The 15,162-nt window shown below is 70.8% G+C and carries 14 protein-coding genes and 4 tRNA genes; 5 read left to right on the top strand and 13 right to left on the bottom strand.

All coding sequences use genetic code 11. The annotated features are described in order from the left end of the window. Position 1: 1 nt before the first annotated feature. The 3 genes from ACFXJ8_RS13510 to ACFXJ8_RS13520 are packed head-to-tail and all read left to right on the top strand — an operon-like array spanning position 2 to position 3,375. Positions 2-1,432, top strand: coding sequence for a NuoM family protein (locus ACFXJ8_RS13510; RefSeq protein WP_379644159.1), 1,431 nt, complete (start codon positions 2-4; stop codon positions 1,430-1,432). Continuing rightward, complete coding sequence (locus tag ACFXJ8_RS13515) at positions 1,429-2,736, top strand: NADH-quinone oxidoreductase subunit N (protein ID WP_379644160.1); 1,308 nt, start codon at positions 1,429-1,431, stop codon at positions 2,734-2,736. The genes ACFXJ8_RS13510 and ACFXJ8_RS13515 overlap by 4 nt, the downstream gene beginning before the upstream one ends. Positions 2,737-2,787: 51 nt before the next feature. Continuing rightward, entirely contained in the window at positions 2,788-3,375 is a 588-nt protein-coding gene (locus tag ACFXJ8_RS13520) for a DUF305 domain-containing protein (RefSeq protein WP_379644161.1), read from the top strand. A gap of 74 nt (positions 3,376-3,449) precedes the next feature. On the opposite strand, the gene ACFXJ8_RS13525 is transcribed toward ACFXJ8_RS13520, so the two are convergent. The 13 genes from ACFXJ8_RS13525 to ACFXJ8_RS13585 all read right to left on the bottom strand — a co-directional run bounded on the left by ACFXJ8_RS13525 (position 3,450) and on the right by ACFXJ8_RS13585 (position 12,843). Continuing rightward, entirely contained in the window at positions 3,450-3,905 is a 456-nt protein-coding gene (locus tag ACFXJ8_RS13525; RefSeq protein ID WP_379644162.1) for a group II truncated hemoglobin, read from the bottom strand. An 82-nt stretch (positions 3,906-3,987) separates the two neighbouring features. After that, on the bottom strand, positions 3,988-4,644 hold the full coding sequence (gene nfi / locus ACFXJ8_RS13530; protein WP_379644163.1) for a deoxyribonuclease V: 657 nt from the start codon (positions 4,642-4,644) through the stop codon (positions 3,988-3,990). A 52-nt stretch (positions 4,645-4,696) separates the two neighbouring features. Then, positions 4,697-5,104: a DUF6463 family protein gene (locus ACFXJ8_RS13535; RefSeq protein ID WP_379644164.1), complete on the bottom strand. Its 408-nt coding sequence runs from the start codon at positions 5,102-5,104 to the stop codon at positions 4,697-4,699. Next, on the bottom strand, positions 5,101-5,658 hold the full coding sequence (locus ACFXJ8_RS13540) for a TetR/AcrR family transcriptional regulator (protein ID WP_379644165.1): 558 nt from the start codon (positions 5,656-5,658) through the stop codon (positions 5,101-5,103). The genes ACFXJ8_RS13535 and ACFXJ8_RS13540 overlap by 4 nt, the downstream gene beginning before the upstream one ends. A gap of 48 nt (positions 5,659-5,706) precedes the next feature. After that, entirely contained in the window at positions 5,707-6,741 is a 1,035-nt protein-coding gene (locus ACFXJ8_RS13545) for a serine hydrolase domain-containing protein (protein WP_379644166.1), read from the bottom strand. Between the two features lie 14 nt (positions 6,742-6,755). Next, positions 6,756-8,384: a GMC oxidoreductase gene (locus ACFXJ8_RS13550; protein ID WP_379644167.1), complete on the bottom strand. Its 1,629-nt coding sequence runs from the start codon at positions 8,382-8,384 to the stop codon at positions 6,756-6,758. A 32-nt stretch (positions 8,385-8,416) separates the two neighbouring features. Continuing rightward, positions 8,417-8,917: a carboxymuconolactone decarboxylase family protein gene (locus ACFXJ8_RS13555; protein ID WP_379644168.1), complete on the bottom strand. Its 501-nt coding sequence runs from the start codon at positions 8,915-8,917 to the stop codon at positions 8,417-8,419. Then, the gene (locus ACFXJ8_RS13560; RefSeq protein WP_379644169.1) at positions 8,914-10,053 is read right to left on the bottom strand and encodes a dihydrodipicolinate reductase; all 1,140 of its coding nucleotides are present in this window, start codon (positions 10,051-10,053) and stop codon (positions 8,914-8,916) included. The genes ACFXJ8_RS13555 and ACFXJ8_RS13560 overlap by 4 nt, the downstream gene beginning before the upstream one ends. A gap of 385 nt (positions 10,054-10,438) precedes the next feature. After that, a tRNA-Val gene (locus ACFXJ8_RS13565) sits at positions 10,439-10,513 on the bottom strand. Between the two features lie 19 nt (positions 10,514-10,532). Continuing rightward, a tRNA-Gly gene (locus ACFXJ8_RS13570) sits at positions 10,533-10,604 on the bottom strand. Positions 10,605-10,654: 50 nt separating this feature from the next. Next, positions 10,655-10,725: transfer RNA gene (locus ACFXJ8_RS13575), tRNA-Cys, on the bottom strand. A 16-nt stretch (positions 10,726-10,741) separates the two neighbouring features. Beyond that, a tRNA-Gly gene (locus tag ACFXJ8_RS13580) sits at positions 10,742-10,813 on the bottom strand. 92 nt (positions 10,814-10,905) lie between these two features. After that, the gene (locus ACFXJ8_RS13585) at positions 10,906-12,843 is read right to left on the bottom strand and encodes an N-acetylmuramoyl-L-alanine amidase (protein WP_379644170.1); all 1,938 of its coding nucleotides are present in this window, start codon (positions 12,841-12,843) and stop codon (positions 10,906-10,908) included. A 220-nt stretch (positions 12,844-13,063) separates the two neighbouring features. On the opposite strand from ACFXJ8_RS13585, the gene ACFXJ8_RS13590 reads away from it, so the two are divergent. Together ACFXJ8_RS13590 and glmS are read left to right on the top strand one after the other, a co-directional pair. Continuing rightward, on the top strand, positions 13,064-13,327 hold the full coding sequence (locus ACFXJ8_RS13590; protein ID WP_379644171.1) for a hypothetical protein: 264 nt from the start codon (positions 13,064-13,066) through the stop codon (positions 13,325-13,327). A 12-nt stretch (positions 13,328-13,339) separates the two neighbouring features. Continuing rightward, complete coding sequence (gene glmS / locus ACFXJ8_RS13595) at positions 13,340-15,160, top strand: glutamine--fructose-6-phosphate transaminase (isomerizing) (protein WP_379644172.1); 1,821 nt, start codon at positions 13,340-13,342, stop codon at positions 15,158-15,160. Positions 15,161-15,162 lie beyond the last annotated feature (2 nt).

Below are 15,162 nucleotides of genomic sequence, written 5' to 3' on the forward strand. Positions count from 1 at the left end.
CGTGCTCTCGCTGGCGGTGTTCCTGCCGCTGCTGTCGGCCGCGCTCCTGCCGTTCGCGGGGCGGGCGGCCCGCTGGGTCTGGCCCGCGGCGGCCCTGGCCGACCTGGCCCTGGTGATCGCGATGTGGGCGGGCTACGACGGCGGCATCGGCCACGAGCAGCGGCTGCGCTGGATCCCCTCGATCGGCGCCGGCTACCACGTGGGCGTCGACGGCCTGTCGCTGCCGCTGATCGCGATGACCGACGTGCTGTTCCTGGTGTGCGCGATCTACGCCAGGCCCGATCGCGCCCTCGCCGCCCTCTTCCTGTTCCTGCAGACGGTTTCGCTGGGCGTGTTCGCCTCGCTCGACCTGCTGCTGTTCTTCGTCTTCTTCGACCTGTCCATCGTCGGCATGTACGCCGTGATCGTCGGCTGGGGCCACGGCGACAGGGCCCGCTCGGCGCTGACGTTCTTCCTCTACACCTTCCTCGGCTCCCTGGTGCTGCTGCTCGGCTTCATCGGCCTCTACCTGGCGGGCGGCACGTTCGACATGGTCGAGCTGACGGGCCGCCCGCCGCCCGCGGGCGCCGCCGTCCTGCTGGCCGTCTTCGTCGGCCTGGCGGTCAAGACGCCCGTCGTCCCGCTGCACACCTGGCTGCCGCCCGCGCACACCGACGCCCCCGCGGAGGGCTCGGCGATCCTGGCGGGGGTGCTGCTGAAGATGGGCACGTACGGCCTCGCCAGGATCGCCATGCCCATGCTGCCGGGACCGTGGCAGCGGTACGCCTGGGTGATCATGGCCGTCGGCCTGGTCAGCGTCCTGTACGGCGCGCTCGTCGCCCTGGCCCAGGACAACCTCAAGCGCCTGGTCGCCTACACCTCGGTCAACCACATGGGCTACATCGTCCTGGCCCTGGGCGCGGCGGGACTGGTCGCGGGCGACGCCAGGGCACGGGAGCTCGCGGTCAGCGGCGCGGTCACGCAGATGGTCAGCCACGGCCTGATCACCGGAGCGCTGTTCCTGCTGACCGGCGTGCTGTGGGACAGGGCGCGCAGCTACGACCTGAACCGCCTCGGCGGCGTCGCGGCCACCGCGCCGGTGTTCGCCGCGCTCACCGCCGTGGCCGCCTTCGCCTCGCTCGGGCTTCCCGGGCTGTCGGGCTTCATCGCCGAGTTCCAGATCTTCGCCGGGGTCATCGGCGCGGGCGCGCTCTGGCAGGGCGCGCTGGCGATCACCGGCATCCTGATCACCGCCGCGCTGCTGCTGCGCGCCCTGCACCGGGCCTTCCTCGGCCCCCAGGGGGAGTTGCGGGTCACCGACGTGCGGCCGCGGGAGCTGGCCGCGGTCGCCCCGCTCCTGCTGCTCTCGCTGGCCATCGGTGTCGCGCCCCGGTGGCTGCTCGACCTGGTCGAGCCGTTCTCGGCCGCCCTCGTCGCGCTGGTGAGCCGATGATCGCCGCGCTGCTGCCCGAGATCCTCGTCCTGGTGGGCGCGGTCGCGGGCCTGCTCACCGGCATGTTCGTGCGGCGCGACAGGCAGTGGGTCGTCCCCTGGATCTGCGGAGCGTGCCTGGTGGCGGCGGCGGCCACGGCCGCGACGAGCGGGGGCATGGCCGTGGACGGCTACACCGTCGACGCCCTCACCACCGTCACCAGGATCACCGTCGCGCTAGCCACTCTCGTCGTCCTTGCTCTGACCGCCGGATGGGCGCGCGGACTGCCCCGCGAGGCCGAAGTCCACGTTCTGCTCCTGCTGTCCGCGCTGGGCACGATCCTGCTGGCGGGAGCCGCCGACCTGCTCCTGCTGGTCGCCGCCTACCTGGTGGCCGGCATCCCCTCCTACGCGCTGGCCGGGTTCGCCAAGGACGCCCCCGGCACCGAGGCCGCGCTGAAGTACTACCTGATGGGCGCCTTCCTCGGCGTCCTCATGCTGGCCGGCGTCACCCTGCTGTACGGCGTGGCGGGCACGACCGCCTACCGGCAGACCAGCGGCGCCGGCGTCGCCGCGCTCCTGCTGGTGGCGGGGCCGATGTTCAAGGCTGGCGCGGTGCCCGCCCACTTCTGGGTGCCCGACGTGACCGAGGGCGCCTCCAGGCCGGTCGCCGCCTTCGTCACCACGGTGCCCAAGCTGGGCGCGTTCGCCGCGCTGTTCCGCCTGGCCACCGAGGTCGTCGACCTGCGCCTGACCATCGCGCTGGTCGCCGCCGCCACGATGACGCTCGGCAACCTCGCGGCCTTCTACCAGGACAACGTCCGCCGCCTGCTCGCCTACTCGACGATCAGCCAGGCGGGCTACCTGCTGCTGCCGGTCGCGGTCGCGGGCGGCACCGCCCTGGCCGAGCCCGCGCTGCTGTTCTACCTGGCCGCCTACGCGGTCACCAATCTCGGCGCGTTCGCCGTCGTCGTGGCGGTCGGCGGGGACACCGTCGCCGCCTACGCGGGCCTGGCGCGCGGCAGGCCGTGGCTGGCCGCGTCGCTCGTGGTGTGCCTGCTCGGCCTGGTGGGCACGCCGCCCACCGCGGTCTTCGCCGGCAAGGTGCTGGCGATGTCGGCCGCGTGGAGCGGCGGCATGGCGTGGCTCGCGGTGCTGGCCGTGGTCAACACGGTCGCGAGCCTCTTCTACTACCTGCGCTGGATCGTGCCGCTCTTCCGCGGCCGTGGCTCGGGGGGCGGGGACGGCGCGCGCGTGGCGTGGGTGGCGTACCTGGCCGCCGCCTTCTCCCTGGCGTACGGATTAATCTACTACGCGATATCGTAGCAATGAACCAGAAAGTGCTGTATCCAGGTCTTTCGCCAACTACGGAGAATCATGAATAAGACCCGAATCCTGCTCGCCACGGGGGCGCTGGCGCTGCTCACCGCCTGTGGCTCCACGACGGAACACCAGATGGCGGCCGCACCGAGCGCCGCACCCAGCGCCGCTCCCGCCGCCACCACCGCGAACGGCTTCAACGAGGCGGACGTGACGTTCGCGCAGATGATGATCCCGCACCACCAGCAGGCCGTGGAGATGGCCGAACTCGCCGAGACGCGCGCCGAGGACCCCGAGATCAAGGAACTGGCCAAGAAGATCAAGGCGGCGCAGGACCCCGAGATCCAGACGATGCAGGGCTGGCTGAAGGCGTGGGGCAAGCCCGAGCCCACCGGCGGGATGCACCACTCGATGCCCGGCATCATGACCGAGGAGCAGATGAAGGAGCTGGAGGCGGCCAAGGGCGTCGCGTTCGACAAGCGCTTCGCCGAGCTGATGATCGCCCACCACCAGGGCGCGATCGAGATGGCCCGCACCGAGCAGAAGGCGGGAGCCGATCCGGCGGCCAAGGAGCTGGCCGAGACGATCGAGACCACCCAGCAGGCCGAGATCGCCCAGCTCCGCACGCTCCTCGACCGGCTCTGACACCGGCGCGAGGGACCGCACCGCCGTACCCACCGTGGGCGGGTGATGTCGCGGACGACCGGCTCCGGCCCGGACTACGAGCCGGACTGACCGGGCTCCCGCCAGGTCCACTGCGGGACCGCGCGCAGCGGGTGGAGGTCGTCGTCGGCGGCGGCGCGGGAGTTCTGCTGGGCCACCCGCGAGCCGAACTCCAGGTGCTCGCGCACCGCCTCGCGGAACGGCTCGTCGGCCGGCAGCCCTGCCTCGTCGAATGCCTCCATGTACAGCTCCACGAAACGCTCGCGCTGCTCGTCGGTGATGTCGAGATGGCGGTGCACCTGGATGAGGTGGTCGAAGCCGACTTCACGGGTGAAGCGGTCGGGCCCACCGAAGGACTCGACCGTGAACCAGGTCAGGTGATCGACGTGGGTGGCACGGCGCTCGGGAAACAGCTGCTTGAGCAGGGGATCCTCGAGGACCTTCGCGTAGAAGATCTCCTCGAGCCGGTGCAGAGCCTCGTCGCCGCCCGCGTGCGAGTACAGACTGGTCATGCGCCCACTTTCATGGTCGCCCGCGGGCTTGTCGAGCGCGTTCGTCCCAAGGAAACCAGTGAGAGGGCACAGCAAGATCCGCCTAACCGCGTGACAGCCGGTCGGCGGCCCTGATCGGTTCGGGCAGCCGGTAGGCGGGTGTCATGCGCAGCACGTGGGCGCAGGCGTTGTCGAGGCCGACCCGGTGGCCCTGCGACACGTACACCGGTTTCACGCCGTCCCTCGTCCGCAGTGCGCGGCCGACGACCTCGCCGGCGAGCAGGATCGGACTCCACGACCCGCGCTCGGCGGCGGGCTCGTCATGCGTTCCCACGAAGGCGGTCTTGGCCACGCCGATCACCGGCAGGCCGGTCAGCACGCCCAGGTGGCAGGCCAGGCCGAAGCGGCGGGGGTGGGCCAGGCCGTACCCGTCGCAGACGAGCAGGTCCGGCGGCACCGCGAGCTCCTCCAGGGCGGCCAGCAGCGGCGGCAGCTCGCGGAAGGCGAACAGGCCAGGCACGTAGGGGAAGCTCGCGCGCCGGCGGACGACCGCGCTGTCCACCACCCGCAGCGTGTCGGCCTCCAGGACGACGACCGCCCCCGTCACCTCGTCGCCGTGGGCGGCGTAGCCGACGTCGAGTCCGGCCACGAACTCCACGCGCTCCGGCCCCGGGTCGGCGAGGTCGACCAGCGGACGCAGCCGCTCCTGTACGGCCTCGGCCTCGGCGATCGTGGTGGGCCACGGGTGTGCGGACGTCATCCCGACATCCAACCGCGTCCCCCTTCCCACCACCAACCGCTGCCCAGGATCGTCAGCGCGCTTCCGCCGTGACCGCTGCCCCCTCGGTACGGCGGGCGGCGGCCAGCACGAGCACCCCGATGACCACCAGCGCCCAGCTGCCCGTGACGGGGAAGTAGAGCGCGCACATCGGGACGCCGAGGGCCAGCAGATACCACCCGATCTGCGCGGGCACCCGCCCCGTCGCCCGAAGGATTTGCCGGGTCAGTGTGCCGAGCGCCAGCAGCGCGATGCCGGACGCCATGAACCACACGCTCGACTCGCGGATCCAGAAGTCGGGCAGGCCGGTGTCGACGACGGTCGCCAGGAACCCGTCGGCGACGATGGCGGCCCAGGCGTTGGGCTGGGCGAAGGCCCAGACGAAGTGCAGCACCGCGGTGGCGATGATCAGCCGGGGGATCCAGCGGTTCAGCCCGTTCACGCGTCGTCTCTCCCATCGTGCGACGCCGGCCGCATGGCCAGCGTGTAGATCTCGCGCAGGTCCTCCGCCGGCACGGGGGGCACGACCTGCTGGGCCCCGACCAGCACCAGGTAGAGCAGGCGCGCCATCGGTTCGACCTCGGCCTCGGGGCCGCCCAGGTCACGCCACAGGGACTTGACGTAATCGACGCGCAGCCGGTCGACGCGCTGCTGCAGCGCCTGGACCTCGGAGTCCTGCAGCGCCCACGCGCGCATGGCGATCTCCAGGTCGTGGTTGCCGCCCTTGTCATCGAGGATCAGGTCCACCAGGCGATTGAGCTTGACGGACGCGGCGCCGCCACCGGCCTCCGCGCCCGCGATGTAGCGGCTGGTGTGCTCGGCCTCGAAGTGTTCGAGCAGGTCGGTCCTGAATCCGGCCATGCCCTTGAAGCGGTGGTAGAAGGACCCTTTGGTCAGGCCGAGATCGGCGCACAGGCGCTCGACGGTCAGCGCGGGGGCGCCGTCCTCGCTCAGCACCAGGAGTCCTGCTTCCAGCCAGTCGCGTTTGCTCGCCATGTCCCAGACCGTACCATACGGAATGGTATGGAGCCGTGGCGCCCGACCTCAGGAGCACATGAGCCGCCCGGCCGCGGCGATCGCGTCGCCGGGCATGCTGGCGTTGACCTGCACCACGGCGACGCGGCTGCCGTCCTCGGTAGCCATGGCGGCGCCGCCGTACCCGAGGATCAGGCCGGAGTGGGTGAGCACGTCCAAGCCGCAGTAGAGCCGCTCGGAGAAGACGCCGTACTCGCCCTTCCTCATCAGCTCGCCCTCCGGCCGCGCGCCGTCGAACAGCGAACGGTAGAAGGCGGCCACGTCCGCCGCCGTCGAGACGAGCCCGCCCGCGGTCCAGAAGATCGACGCGTTCACCTTGGTGGCGCCGTCCCGCGCGTGGGCGAGGTCCTCGGGTAACAGGGCGGCGGGCAGCTCGGTCGCCCGCAGGCCGATCCGGTCCCTGACCAGTTGCCGGTACGGCTTGCCCGCCACCTTCTCCAGGATCAGGCCGAGGACGATGTAGTTGGTGTTGGAGTAGGCGTAGGTGCCGGGCGGACCAGGGGGACCGGCCTCGGCGAGCAGTTCGCGGGGCGGCCACCTCCTGAGGTGCCCGCCGCTCCACAGCGCCTTGGTGAAGCCGGGAGCGGTCAGGTAGTCGGGGATGCCGCTGGTGTGCCGCAGCAGGTCGGCCACGGTGGCCCGGGTGCTGATCACCCCTGGCAGCAGGCTCTCGACCCGGTCGGTGACCGCCAGCCGTCCCTCACGGACGAGTTCGAGCACCAGCGCCGCGGTGAACGTCTTGGTGATGCTGGCGATCCTGAACCGGTGATCGGTCCGCATCGGCACCCCCTCACGGGCGACGCCCGCCGCGGCCTGCCACACGCGCTCGCCCTCGCGTACGTAGGCGACCGCTCCGGGCGCGCCCTTCCGCACCAGCCGCGCGACCTCCGCCCGCACATCAGGAGGGCCCGGGGACCTGGCGGGAGTGGCCGCGGAACGGGTCGGGGTCTCGGTCATCGTGGCCGTTCCGATCTGGGCGGGCGTCGCGGAGGCACAGGCCGGCAACATCATCAGCAGCGCGACGGCCGCGGCACGTAACCCCATCCCCCGACGATACGTCACTCCAGGTCGGTGGTAATGATCTTCTCGATGTTCCGCTCGGCGAGCGCCGTGATGGTGACGAGCGGGTTGACGCTGGTGTTGCCGGGGATCAGCGAGCCGTCGATGACGTACAGCCCGGGATAGCCGGGCAGCCGGCCGTAGTTGTCGGTGGCCCGGTTCAGAACCACGCCGCCGAGCGGGTGGTACGTCAGGTGATCGCCCCAGATCTTGTAGACGCCGAACAGGTCGGTGCGGTAGATCGTCCCCTCCTTGGCGTTGATCCTGTCGAAGATCGTTTTCGCCATGTCGATGGACGGCTGCTTCCAGGCGGTCTGCCAGTTCAGCTCGACGGCGCCCGTCGCGGCGTTCCAGGTGAACCGGGCGCGGTTCGGGTTCCTGGTGATCGACAGGTAGAACGAGGCGTAGGTCTCGATCCCGGTCGGCAGCGGCGCGACCTCGGCGAACGCGCCACCGGCGGCCCAGTTGTCGATGCCGGCGCAGGGAATGGTCGACTGGAGCTTGCCGGTCGGGTCCCACAGGTGGTTGGCGCGGCCGCACATGACGTTGCCGTTGTCGCCCCAGCCCTTGCCGACCTCGTCGTTCAGGCCGGGCAGCGCGCCGGTGGCCTTCAGTTTGACCAGCAGCTTGCTGGTGCCGACGCTGCCGGCGGCGAAGAACACCCTGTCGGCGGTCACGGTCTTGGTGGCCGTGGTCTCGCCGTTGGTGTCGAGTTGGTCGATGACGACGGTGTAGCCGCCACCGGCCGCCGGAGCGACCGAGGCGACCTGGTGCAGCGGCGAGATGGCGACCCTGCCGGTGGCCCTGGCCTGGGCGAGGTAGGTCTTCTGCAGGGACTTCTTGCCGTGGTTGTTGCCGTAGAGGATCTCTCCGGCCAGCGCCGACTTGGGTACGGTTCCGGCCGCCTCCTGCTTCATGTAGTCCCAGTCGTAGACGTCGGACACGAACACGAACGGGAAGCCGGAACGCTGGGCGTGCTTACGGCCGACCCTGGCGTACTGGTAGTAGGGGGTGGAGTCGAACCAGGCCGGGTCGACGGCGCCGACCCCCAGCCCGGCGTTGGCGCGCGGGTAGTAGACGTCGTACATCTCGTCGGCGTTCACCGACGGCAGGACGGCGCCGAAGTTCTCGCGCCTGGGAGTGACGGCCATGCCGCCGTTGACCAGCGAACCGCCGCCCACGCCGCGGCCCTGGTAGACCGTGATGCCGCCGAACTCCTCGGCGTCCAGGATCCCGGTGTAGCGGGAGATGTTCCTGTCGATCGGGAAGCCGAGGAAGTAGTTGAGGGGCGCCTTGGTCCTGGTGCGCAGCCAGTAGGAGCGGTGGTCGGGTTCGAGGGTGTTGCAGAAGATCTTGCCGTCGGGGCCCGGGGTGTCCCAGGCCATGCCCATCTCGACCATGTGCACCTCGACGCCCGCCTGGGCGAGCCGCAGCGCGGCGACGGAGCCGCCGTACCCGGTGCCGATCACCAGAGCCTGGACGTGGGCGCCCGCGGCGATCGGAGGTGCCGCGACGACGGCCTCCGCCCGGGCGGCCGGGGCGCGGCCCGCGAGAGCCGCGACGCCCAGGACGGCCCCGGTTCCGGCGATGAATCCACGGCGTGAGAAGCCGCTGGGGCTATCACTCATGTGCTGTTCCTCCCTCTCCACGACGCGGCCTTCTACCGCTTGACGGAGGGTGCCGAGCCGCCCGACAGCGTGCACACGGTGTCGAGGCCCAGCACGTGGTTGAGCCGCCCGAACGTCAGCCACGAACCGATGCTCATGCTCAGCTCGACGATCTCGCGCTGGGTATAGTGCGCGGTCATCCGCGTCCAGAACTCGTCGTCGAGGCCGTGGTGGTCCAGGGCGTACCGCTCGGCGTACTCGGCGGCCAGCCTGGTGCGTTCGTCGAAGGCGTCGGTGGTACGCCATCGGGTCACCGCGTCGGCGAACTCCTCCTCGACTTGCTGCCCGTCGCGTTCGGTCCGCCAGTCGAGGCAGAAGGCGCACCCGTTGATCTGCGCGATCCGCAGCCGGGCCGCCTCGAACTCGCGCAGCCCGAGGGTCGTGTGCGTGTAGACCGACATCGAGAACTTCGAGGCGGCGATCCCGATGCCGGGCACCATCTCGCCCCACACGTACTCGATGGCGTCCTTGCCCTCGGGGACGTCGATATTCATGGCCGCTTCCTCCCGAGTCCGCCGGTCCCGAGTCCGCCGGTTCCGAGTCCGCCGGTTCCGAGTCTGCCGGTCCCGAGTCCGCCGACCGCCGGGCGCAGCGGGACGTCGAGCGCGTCGTAGAGCCCCGGCTCGGCCTCCAGGAGCCAGTCGATGGCGCTCACCAGCCGCCCCGCCGCGGTGGCGTTCCCACCCGCGGACCGGTTGCCGCCCTCGTCGGTGGCCTCGACCGTGACCTCGATCCGCGGACGGCCCTCGATGATCACCCGGTGCGCTCCCTCGCCGCCGGGCGGCGTCGGCCAGTCCGGCGCGCAGGACGGATGGATGCGGGTGACGTGCTCGATCACGATACGGGCCGCGCCCTCGACGATGCCCTGCACCTCGAACCGCACGGCGCCCTGCGTGCCCGCCTCGAACTCGCCCATCGTCCTGGTGCTCACCGTGGAGTCGAGCGCGCGCCGATCGACGCTCTCGCGGATCTCGTCGAGTTCGGCGCCGAGGGCCCTGGCCATCAGCCGTACCTGCCCGCCCCACACCATCGTCGGGACCGTGGGCGCGATCATCGGCGGCTCGTAGTCCATCGGCTGGCCCATGCCGACCAGGTAGCGGACCGAGTCGGGCTGGTCGTAGGTGGAGTAGTCGAAGATCTCCTGGCAGCGGATCACGTCCACGGTGGCGCCGAGTCCGCTGATCAGCAGGGGCAGCACGTCGTTGCCCCAGCCGGGGTCGACGCCTGAGACGAACAGCGAGCCGCCGCCGTCCGCGATGGCGGCCAGCACCGGTTCCCGCAGCTCCGGCGGGGCGTTGCGCTGGTCGTAGAGCGCGTACATCGAGGGGGTGACGACCACGGCCCCGGCCCTGATCGCCCTGACGATGTCGGCGAGGGCCTCGTCCGGGCGCAGGTCGCCGGAGGCCGCGTACACCACGGCGCGAGGACCGGCGGCCAGCACCGCGTCGATGTCGTCGGTCGCCTTGACGCCCAGATCGTGGCCGAGCCCGCCCAGCTCGCCCGCGTCGCGGCCGACCTTGCCGGGGTCGTGAACGAGCACCGCGGTGAGCTCCAGCCCCGGGTGGGCCTCGACGGCGCGGATGGCCGCGCGGCCGACATTGCCGGTACCCCAGACAATCGTGGGCATCATGGGCGGAGCGTAGCAAGCGCTTGGTTAGGTGTACAGGGCCCGCCGCGACCCCAAGCTTTGGGCAGCGGCCGGCGCTCCCGCGCCGGGCGATCCGGCTGGGCTCTTGGGCGGAGGCGAGGTCTCCTGGGTCGAGGTGAGGCCCTCGGGGCGGGACGAGGTCTGGTGGGGGTGGAGCCCTCGGGCGGGTGTGAGGTCTCCTGGGTCGGGGCGCGAGAGAGTGGGCTCCGGGCGGGTTGAGGTCTCTTGGGCCGAGGCTTCTGGGTGGGCGTGAGACTTCCGGGGGAGGGCGGGTCTCCCGGCTGTGGGCGGGCCCGAGTTCGCTCCCGAGGGCGACGCTCGCGAGAACGGCCGCATACGAAAAAGGACCCCTAAGGGTCCCCTCGTGTGGTGGACGATACTGGGATTGAACCAGTGACCTCTTCCGTGTCAGGGAAGCGCTCTCCCGCTGAGCTAATCGTCCGTATTGAGTTGAAACTCAGAGCGGAAGACGGGATTCGAACCCGCGACCCTCACCTTGGCAAGGTGATGCTCTACCACTGAGCCACTTCCGCATGGTGCTGCACCTACTGTAGCGGATCCCGAAGGGCCCGCGTCACGCCCGAGGTGGAGACGGGATTTGAACCCGTGTGGACGGCTTTGCAGGCCGCTGCCTCGCCTCTCGGCCACTCCACCAGGAGATCTTGCTCCGAGCGGAAGACGGGATTTGAACCCGCGACCCTCACCTTGGCAAGGTGATGCTCTACCACTGAGCCACTTCCGCGTGTTATCCAGCGATTTGCTCGCCGGCCACGGAGAAAACCATATCGCCTTTCGCGAGTGCGCGTGCGCAACGTGCCGCCGTCGAGCGCGCTTTCACGACACCACCCGCACGTCGTCCGCCTTGACGAACATCACCCGGTGCCCGAGCTGGATCTGGTGGTAGCGGAGCTTGCCGCGCACCGTGACGTGCTTGGCCGGCTTGAAGTGCGACGCCTTCAGGTACGTCCCGCGCAGCGTCTGCCCGAGCGAGTAGAACTGCCCCCGGTGCAGCGTGTACGGCAGCGGCGTGTGCTCCTGGTAGGCCACCCCGCGCGGATAGGCCGACCGCTCGGGGTAGGCCCTGCCGTACACCTTGACCTTGTCACGGACCGGGGTGACCAGCGGGCCGGTGGCGCGGACGGCGGTGGGCTGGGACGGCGGGTTGCGGAACCACGCCTTCTGGCCGAGGTACCAGATGGCCGTCCAGTCGCCGGAGGTCTCGGCGAGGGCGTAGCGCTGGCCGACGGAGGCGCGGGCGCTCTGGTCGTAGACGCTGTAGGTGGAGGATCCGGTGCGGCGCTGGCCGATGTCGGCGACCAGGGGCGCGTCGTCGCGCGGCTCGGTGCGGAGCCAGACGCTGGTGGCGCCCTGCGGCCGGCACTGCCTGTGGGGACGCTTGCGGAAGCAGCCGACGAAGGTGGGCCGGTGCAGGCCGTAGTCGGGCTTGATGATCACGGACTGGCCGCTCTCGCCGCCCTCGATGGGCGCCTCCATCATGGCGAGGAAGCGCCCCCAGTCCCAGTACGGTCCCGGGTCGTCGTGCATGCCGGGCACGGCGGAGGCGGTGGCGCCGGGGACGTTGTCGTGGCCGATGATGTGCGCCCTGTCGAGCGGCACGTCGTACTTGGTGGCCAGGTACCGGACCAGCTCGGCCGAGGAGCGGTACATCGCCTCGGTGTACCAGCTGCCGCCCTCGGCCAGGAAGCCCTCGTGTTCGATGCCGATCGAGCGGGTGTTGACGTCCCAGTTGCCGGCGTGCCATGCCACGTCCTTGGTGAGCACGTGCTGGGCGACGTGCCCGTCCTTGGAGCGGATCGTGTAGTGCCAGCTGACGTATTTCGGGTTCTTGACCAGCGAGGGGATGCCGCCGTAGGAGCCCTCGGTGTCGTGGATCACGATGTAGTCGATCTCCCGCGGGGACGTCATCCGGTCGTGGTTGCCGTAGTCGTCCTTGTCGAAGCGCTTGTAGGCGGCGGGCATCCATTCGCACGCCAGCGTGGCGGGGCACTCGGCGGGGGAGGCGGCGGAGGCGGCGGCGATCCTGAGGGCGGGCACCGGCGTCGCGTGCAGCCGGACGAGTGACCCGTCGTCGGTGCGGCGCTCGACGCCGGCGCGCATGACCTCCAGCACCTCGTGGGCGAACGACGGGCTCGCGTAGCGGGCGACGGCCTCGTGCCAGGCGAGCGGGTCGGGGCTGAGCGGGGCGCCGAGCCTGCGCTGCTGGTCGGCCAGGAGCGCGGCGCCGCCCCTGATGTTGGCGGCCCTGTCGCGCCGCAGCCGCTCGGGCGGGAGCCCCGTCAGCCGCGCCGCCCGTTGCAACGTCTGCTCGCCCTGCGCGACGAAGACCGGGGGAGCGGCGGCGAGGTGCATCGGCCGGGTGTCGTCGCCCCGCGGGTCGCCCGTGTGGTGATGACCCGCCTCCGGTACGGCCTCGGCGTCCGTCAGGTGCATCGGCCCGTACCCTCCCGACACGCTGGGCCGCCAGCCGTGGGTGTCCCAGCGGGATTCCAGGTAGGACACGCCGAGCAGCACGCTCTCCGGCACGCCGTACTCCTCGGCCGCGGCCCGGAAGTCCTCCTGCGCGCCGCCCGGCCCCTGCGCGCCCCGCCCGTGCGAGACGGCGCCGCCCTGCCCGTGCGAGACGGCGCCGACCGGCCCCTGCGAGACCGCGCCGACCGGCCCGTGGACCGCCGCCGCCCCGCCCGGTTCGGGTGTGACCGCTCCCGTAGGGCCGAGCGCGACGAGAAGGGCGGCGGCGACCCAGAGCAGCATGAGAGAACCCCCTGCGATGCGAGATCAGTCAATTACGTAGCGTAACGGGCGCGACTCTCGCGGCTTTCGCGGGGTATGGCGATCTCTGCGCGCGTGTAGTCCCCTGCGGGGCATGCGCGCATTCCCTCCATCGGCGTGTCGGCTTTCCATTAAGTGATTCCTGCCCGATTTCGGGCAAGATGTTGGCATGGAGTGTGATCTCTGCGTAGGGTCCTGCCCTGTGCATCCCTACGAGGACCTCATCGCGCACCTGACCAGGACGAGCCAGCTCGCCCACGGTGAGGCGGCGCGCGTGGTGGCCGAAGTGGTGGCCTACTTCTCCGAGCCCGTCGAGGAGTTCGTCCGGCGCCGCCACGGCGAGCTGAAGGCTCGCGGCTTCACCAACGACGAGATCTTCCCCAGGATCGCGGCGGAACTACCCGCGCGGCGCGTGGCGGCCCCCGAGCTGTCGCTGCGCCAGCTGCGCCGGATCGTCTACGGATAGGAAGGTTGGCCCATGTGCGGAATCGTCGCCTATGTCGGCAGCAAGGATGCCGCGCCCATCCTGCTGGAAGGGCTGCAGCGCCTGGAGTATCGCGGCTACGACTCGGCCGGGGTGGTGGTGTCCAACAAGGGCCTCAAGCTGCGTAAGGTCAAGGGCCGCGTGGCAGACCTGGCGAAAGCCGTACCAGCCAGGTTCAAGGGGACGCTCGGCATCGGGCACACCCGCTGGGCCACCCACGGCGTGCCGAGCGACGAGAACGCCCACCCGCACCTGTCGACCGACGAGCGCATCGCAGTCGTGCACAACGGCATCATCGAGAACGCCGACGAACTGCGCGCCAGGCTCGTCGCCGAGGGCGTGACCTTCGTCTCCGAGACCGACACCGAGGTGCTCGCGCACCTGATCGCCCGTACGGTCACCGAGACCGACACCCTCGAGGAGGCGGTCAGGAAGGCGCTCAAGAGCATCGTCGGCACCTACGGCATCGCGGTCGTCGACTCCGAGCGGCCCAAGGAGATCGTGGTCGCCCGCAACGGCAGCCCGATCGTGCTCGGGCTCGGCGAGAAGGAGATGTTCGCCGCCTCCGACGTCGCGGCACTGGTCCGCTACACCCGCCAGGTCGTCCACCTGGAGGACGGCGAGCTGGCGGTGCTGACCGCCGACGGCTTCCACACCTTCGCCAGCGGCGGGCGCGAGACCGCCAAGGAGCCGCTGACCGTCGACTGGGACGCCGGCCACTACGACACCGGCGGCTACGAGCACTACCTGCTCAAGGAGATCTCCGAGCAGCCCGAGTCGATCGCCCGCACCCTGCGCGGGCGCCTCGACGAGCGCTTCCACATCGCCCACCTGGGCGGGCTCAACATGGACGCCCGCGAGACCCGCTCCTTTCGCCGCATCAAGATCATCGGATGCGGCAGCGCCTACTACTCCGGCCAGATCGGCGCGCAGCTGATCGAGGAGCTGGCCCGTATCCCCGCCGACGCCGAGCCCGCCAGCGAGTTCCGCTACCGCAACCCGGTCGTCGACCCCGACACCCTCTACGTCGCGATCAGCCAGTCGGGCGAGACCTACGACACGCTGGCGGCCGTGCAGGAGCTCAAGCGCAAGGGCGGGCGCGTCATCGGCATCGTCAACGCCGTGGGCAGCGCGATCGCCAGGGAGGTCGACGGCGGCATCTACCTGCACGCGGGCCCCGAGGTGTCGGTGGCCTCCACCAAGGCGTTCACCTCGACCGCGGTCGCCTTCGCTCTGCTCGCCCTGCACCTCGGCCGGGTGCGCGACCTGTCGCCCGCCGACGGCCGCCGCATCGTCGAGGGGCTGCGCGAGCTGCCGACGCAGATCGAGAAGATCCTCAAGCAGGGCGACCGCATCGCCGAGCTGGCCAGGAAGTACGCCCAGCACCCGAGCATGATGTTCGTCGGCCGGGTGCGGGGCTACCCGGTGGCCCGCGAGGGCGCGCAGAAGCTCAAGGAGATCTCCTACGTCCACGCCGAGGCCTACCCGGCCAGCGAGCTCAAGCACGGGCCGCTCGCGCTGATCGGCCCCGACCTGCCGACGGTGGCGATCGTGCCCGACGACGAGCTGCTCGACAAGAACCTCACCACGCTGGGCGAGATCAGGGCGCGCGGCGGCAGGGTGCTCATGGTCGGCCACCGCGAGCCCGACTCCAAGCTGGCCGACGACGTGATCGTGGTCCCGAAGAACGAGATCGAGCTCGACCCGATCCTGCTCACGATCCCGTTGCAGCTGCTGGCCTACCACGCGGCGGTCGCGCTGGAGCGCGACGTCGACAAGCCGCGCAACCTGGCCAAGAGTGTGACCGTCGAGTAGCG

Origin of the sequence: Nonomuraea sp. NPDC059194, assembly GCF_042754765.1 — a bacterium.
In the GTDB taxonomy this organism is placed as follows: domain Bacteria; phylum Actinomycetota; class Actinomycetes; order Streptosporangiales; family Streptosporangiaceae; genus Nonomuraea.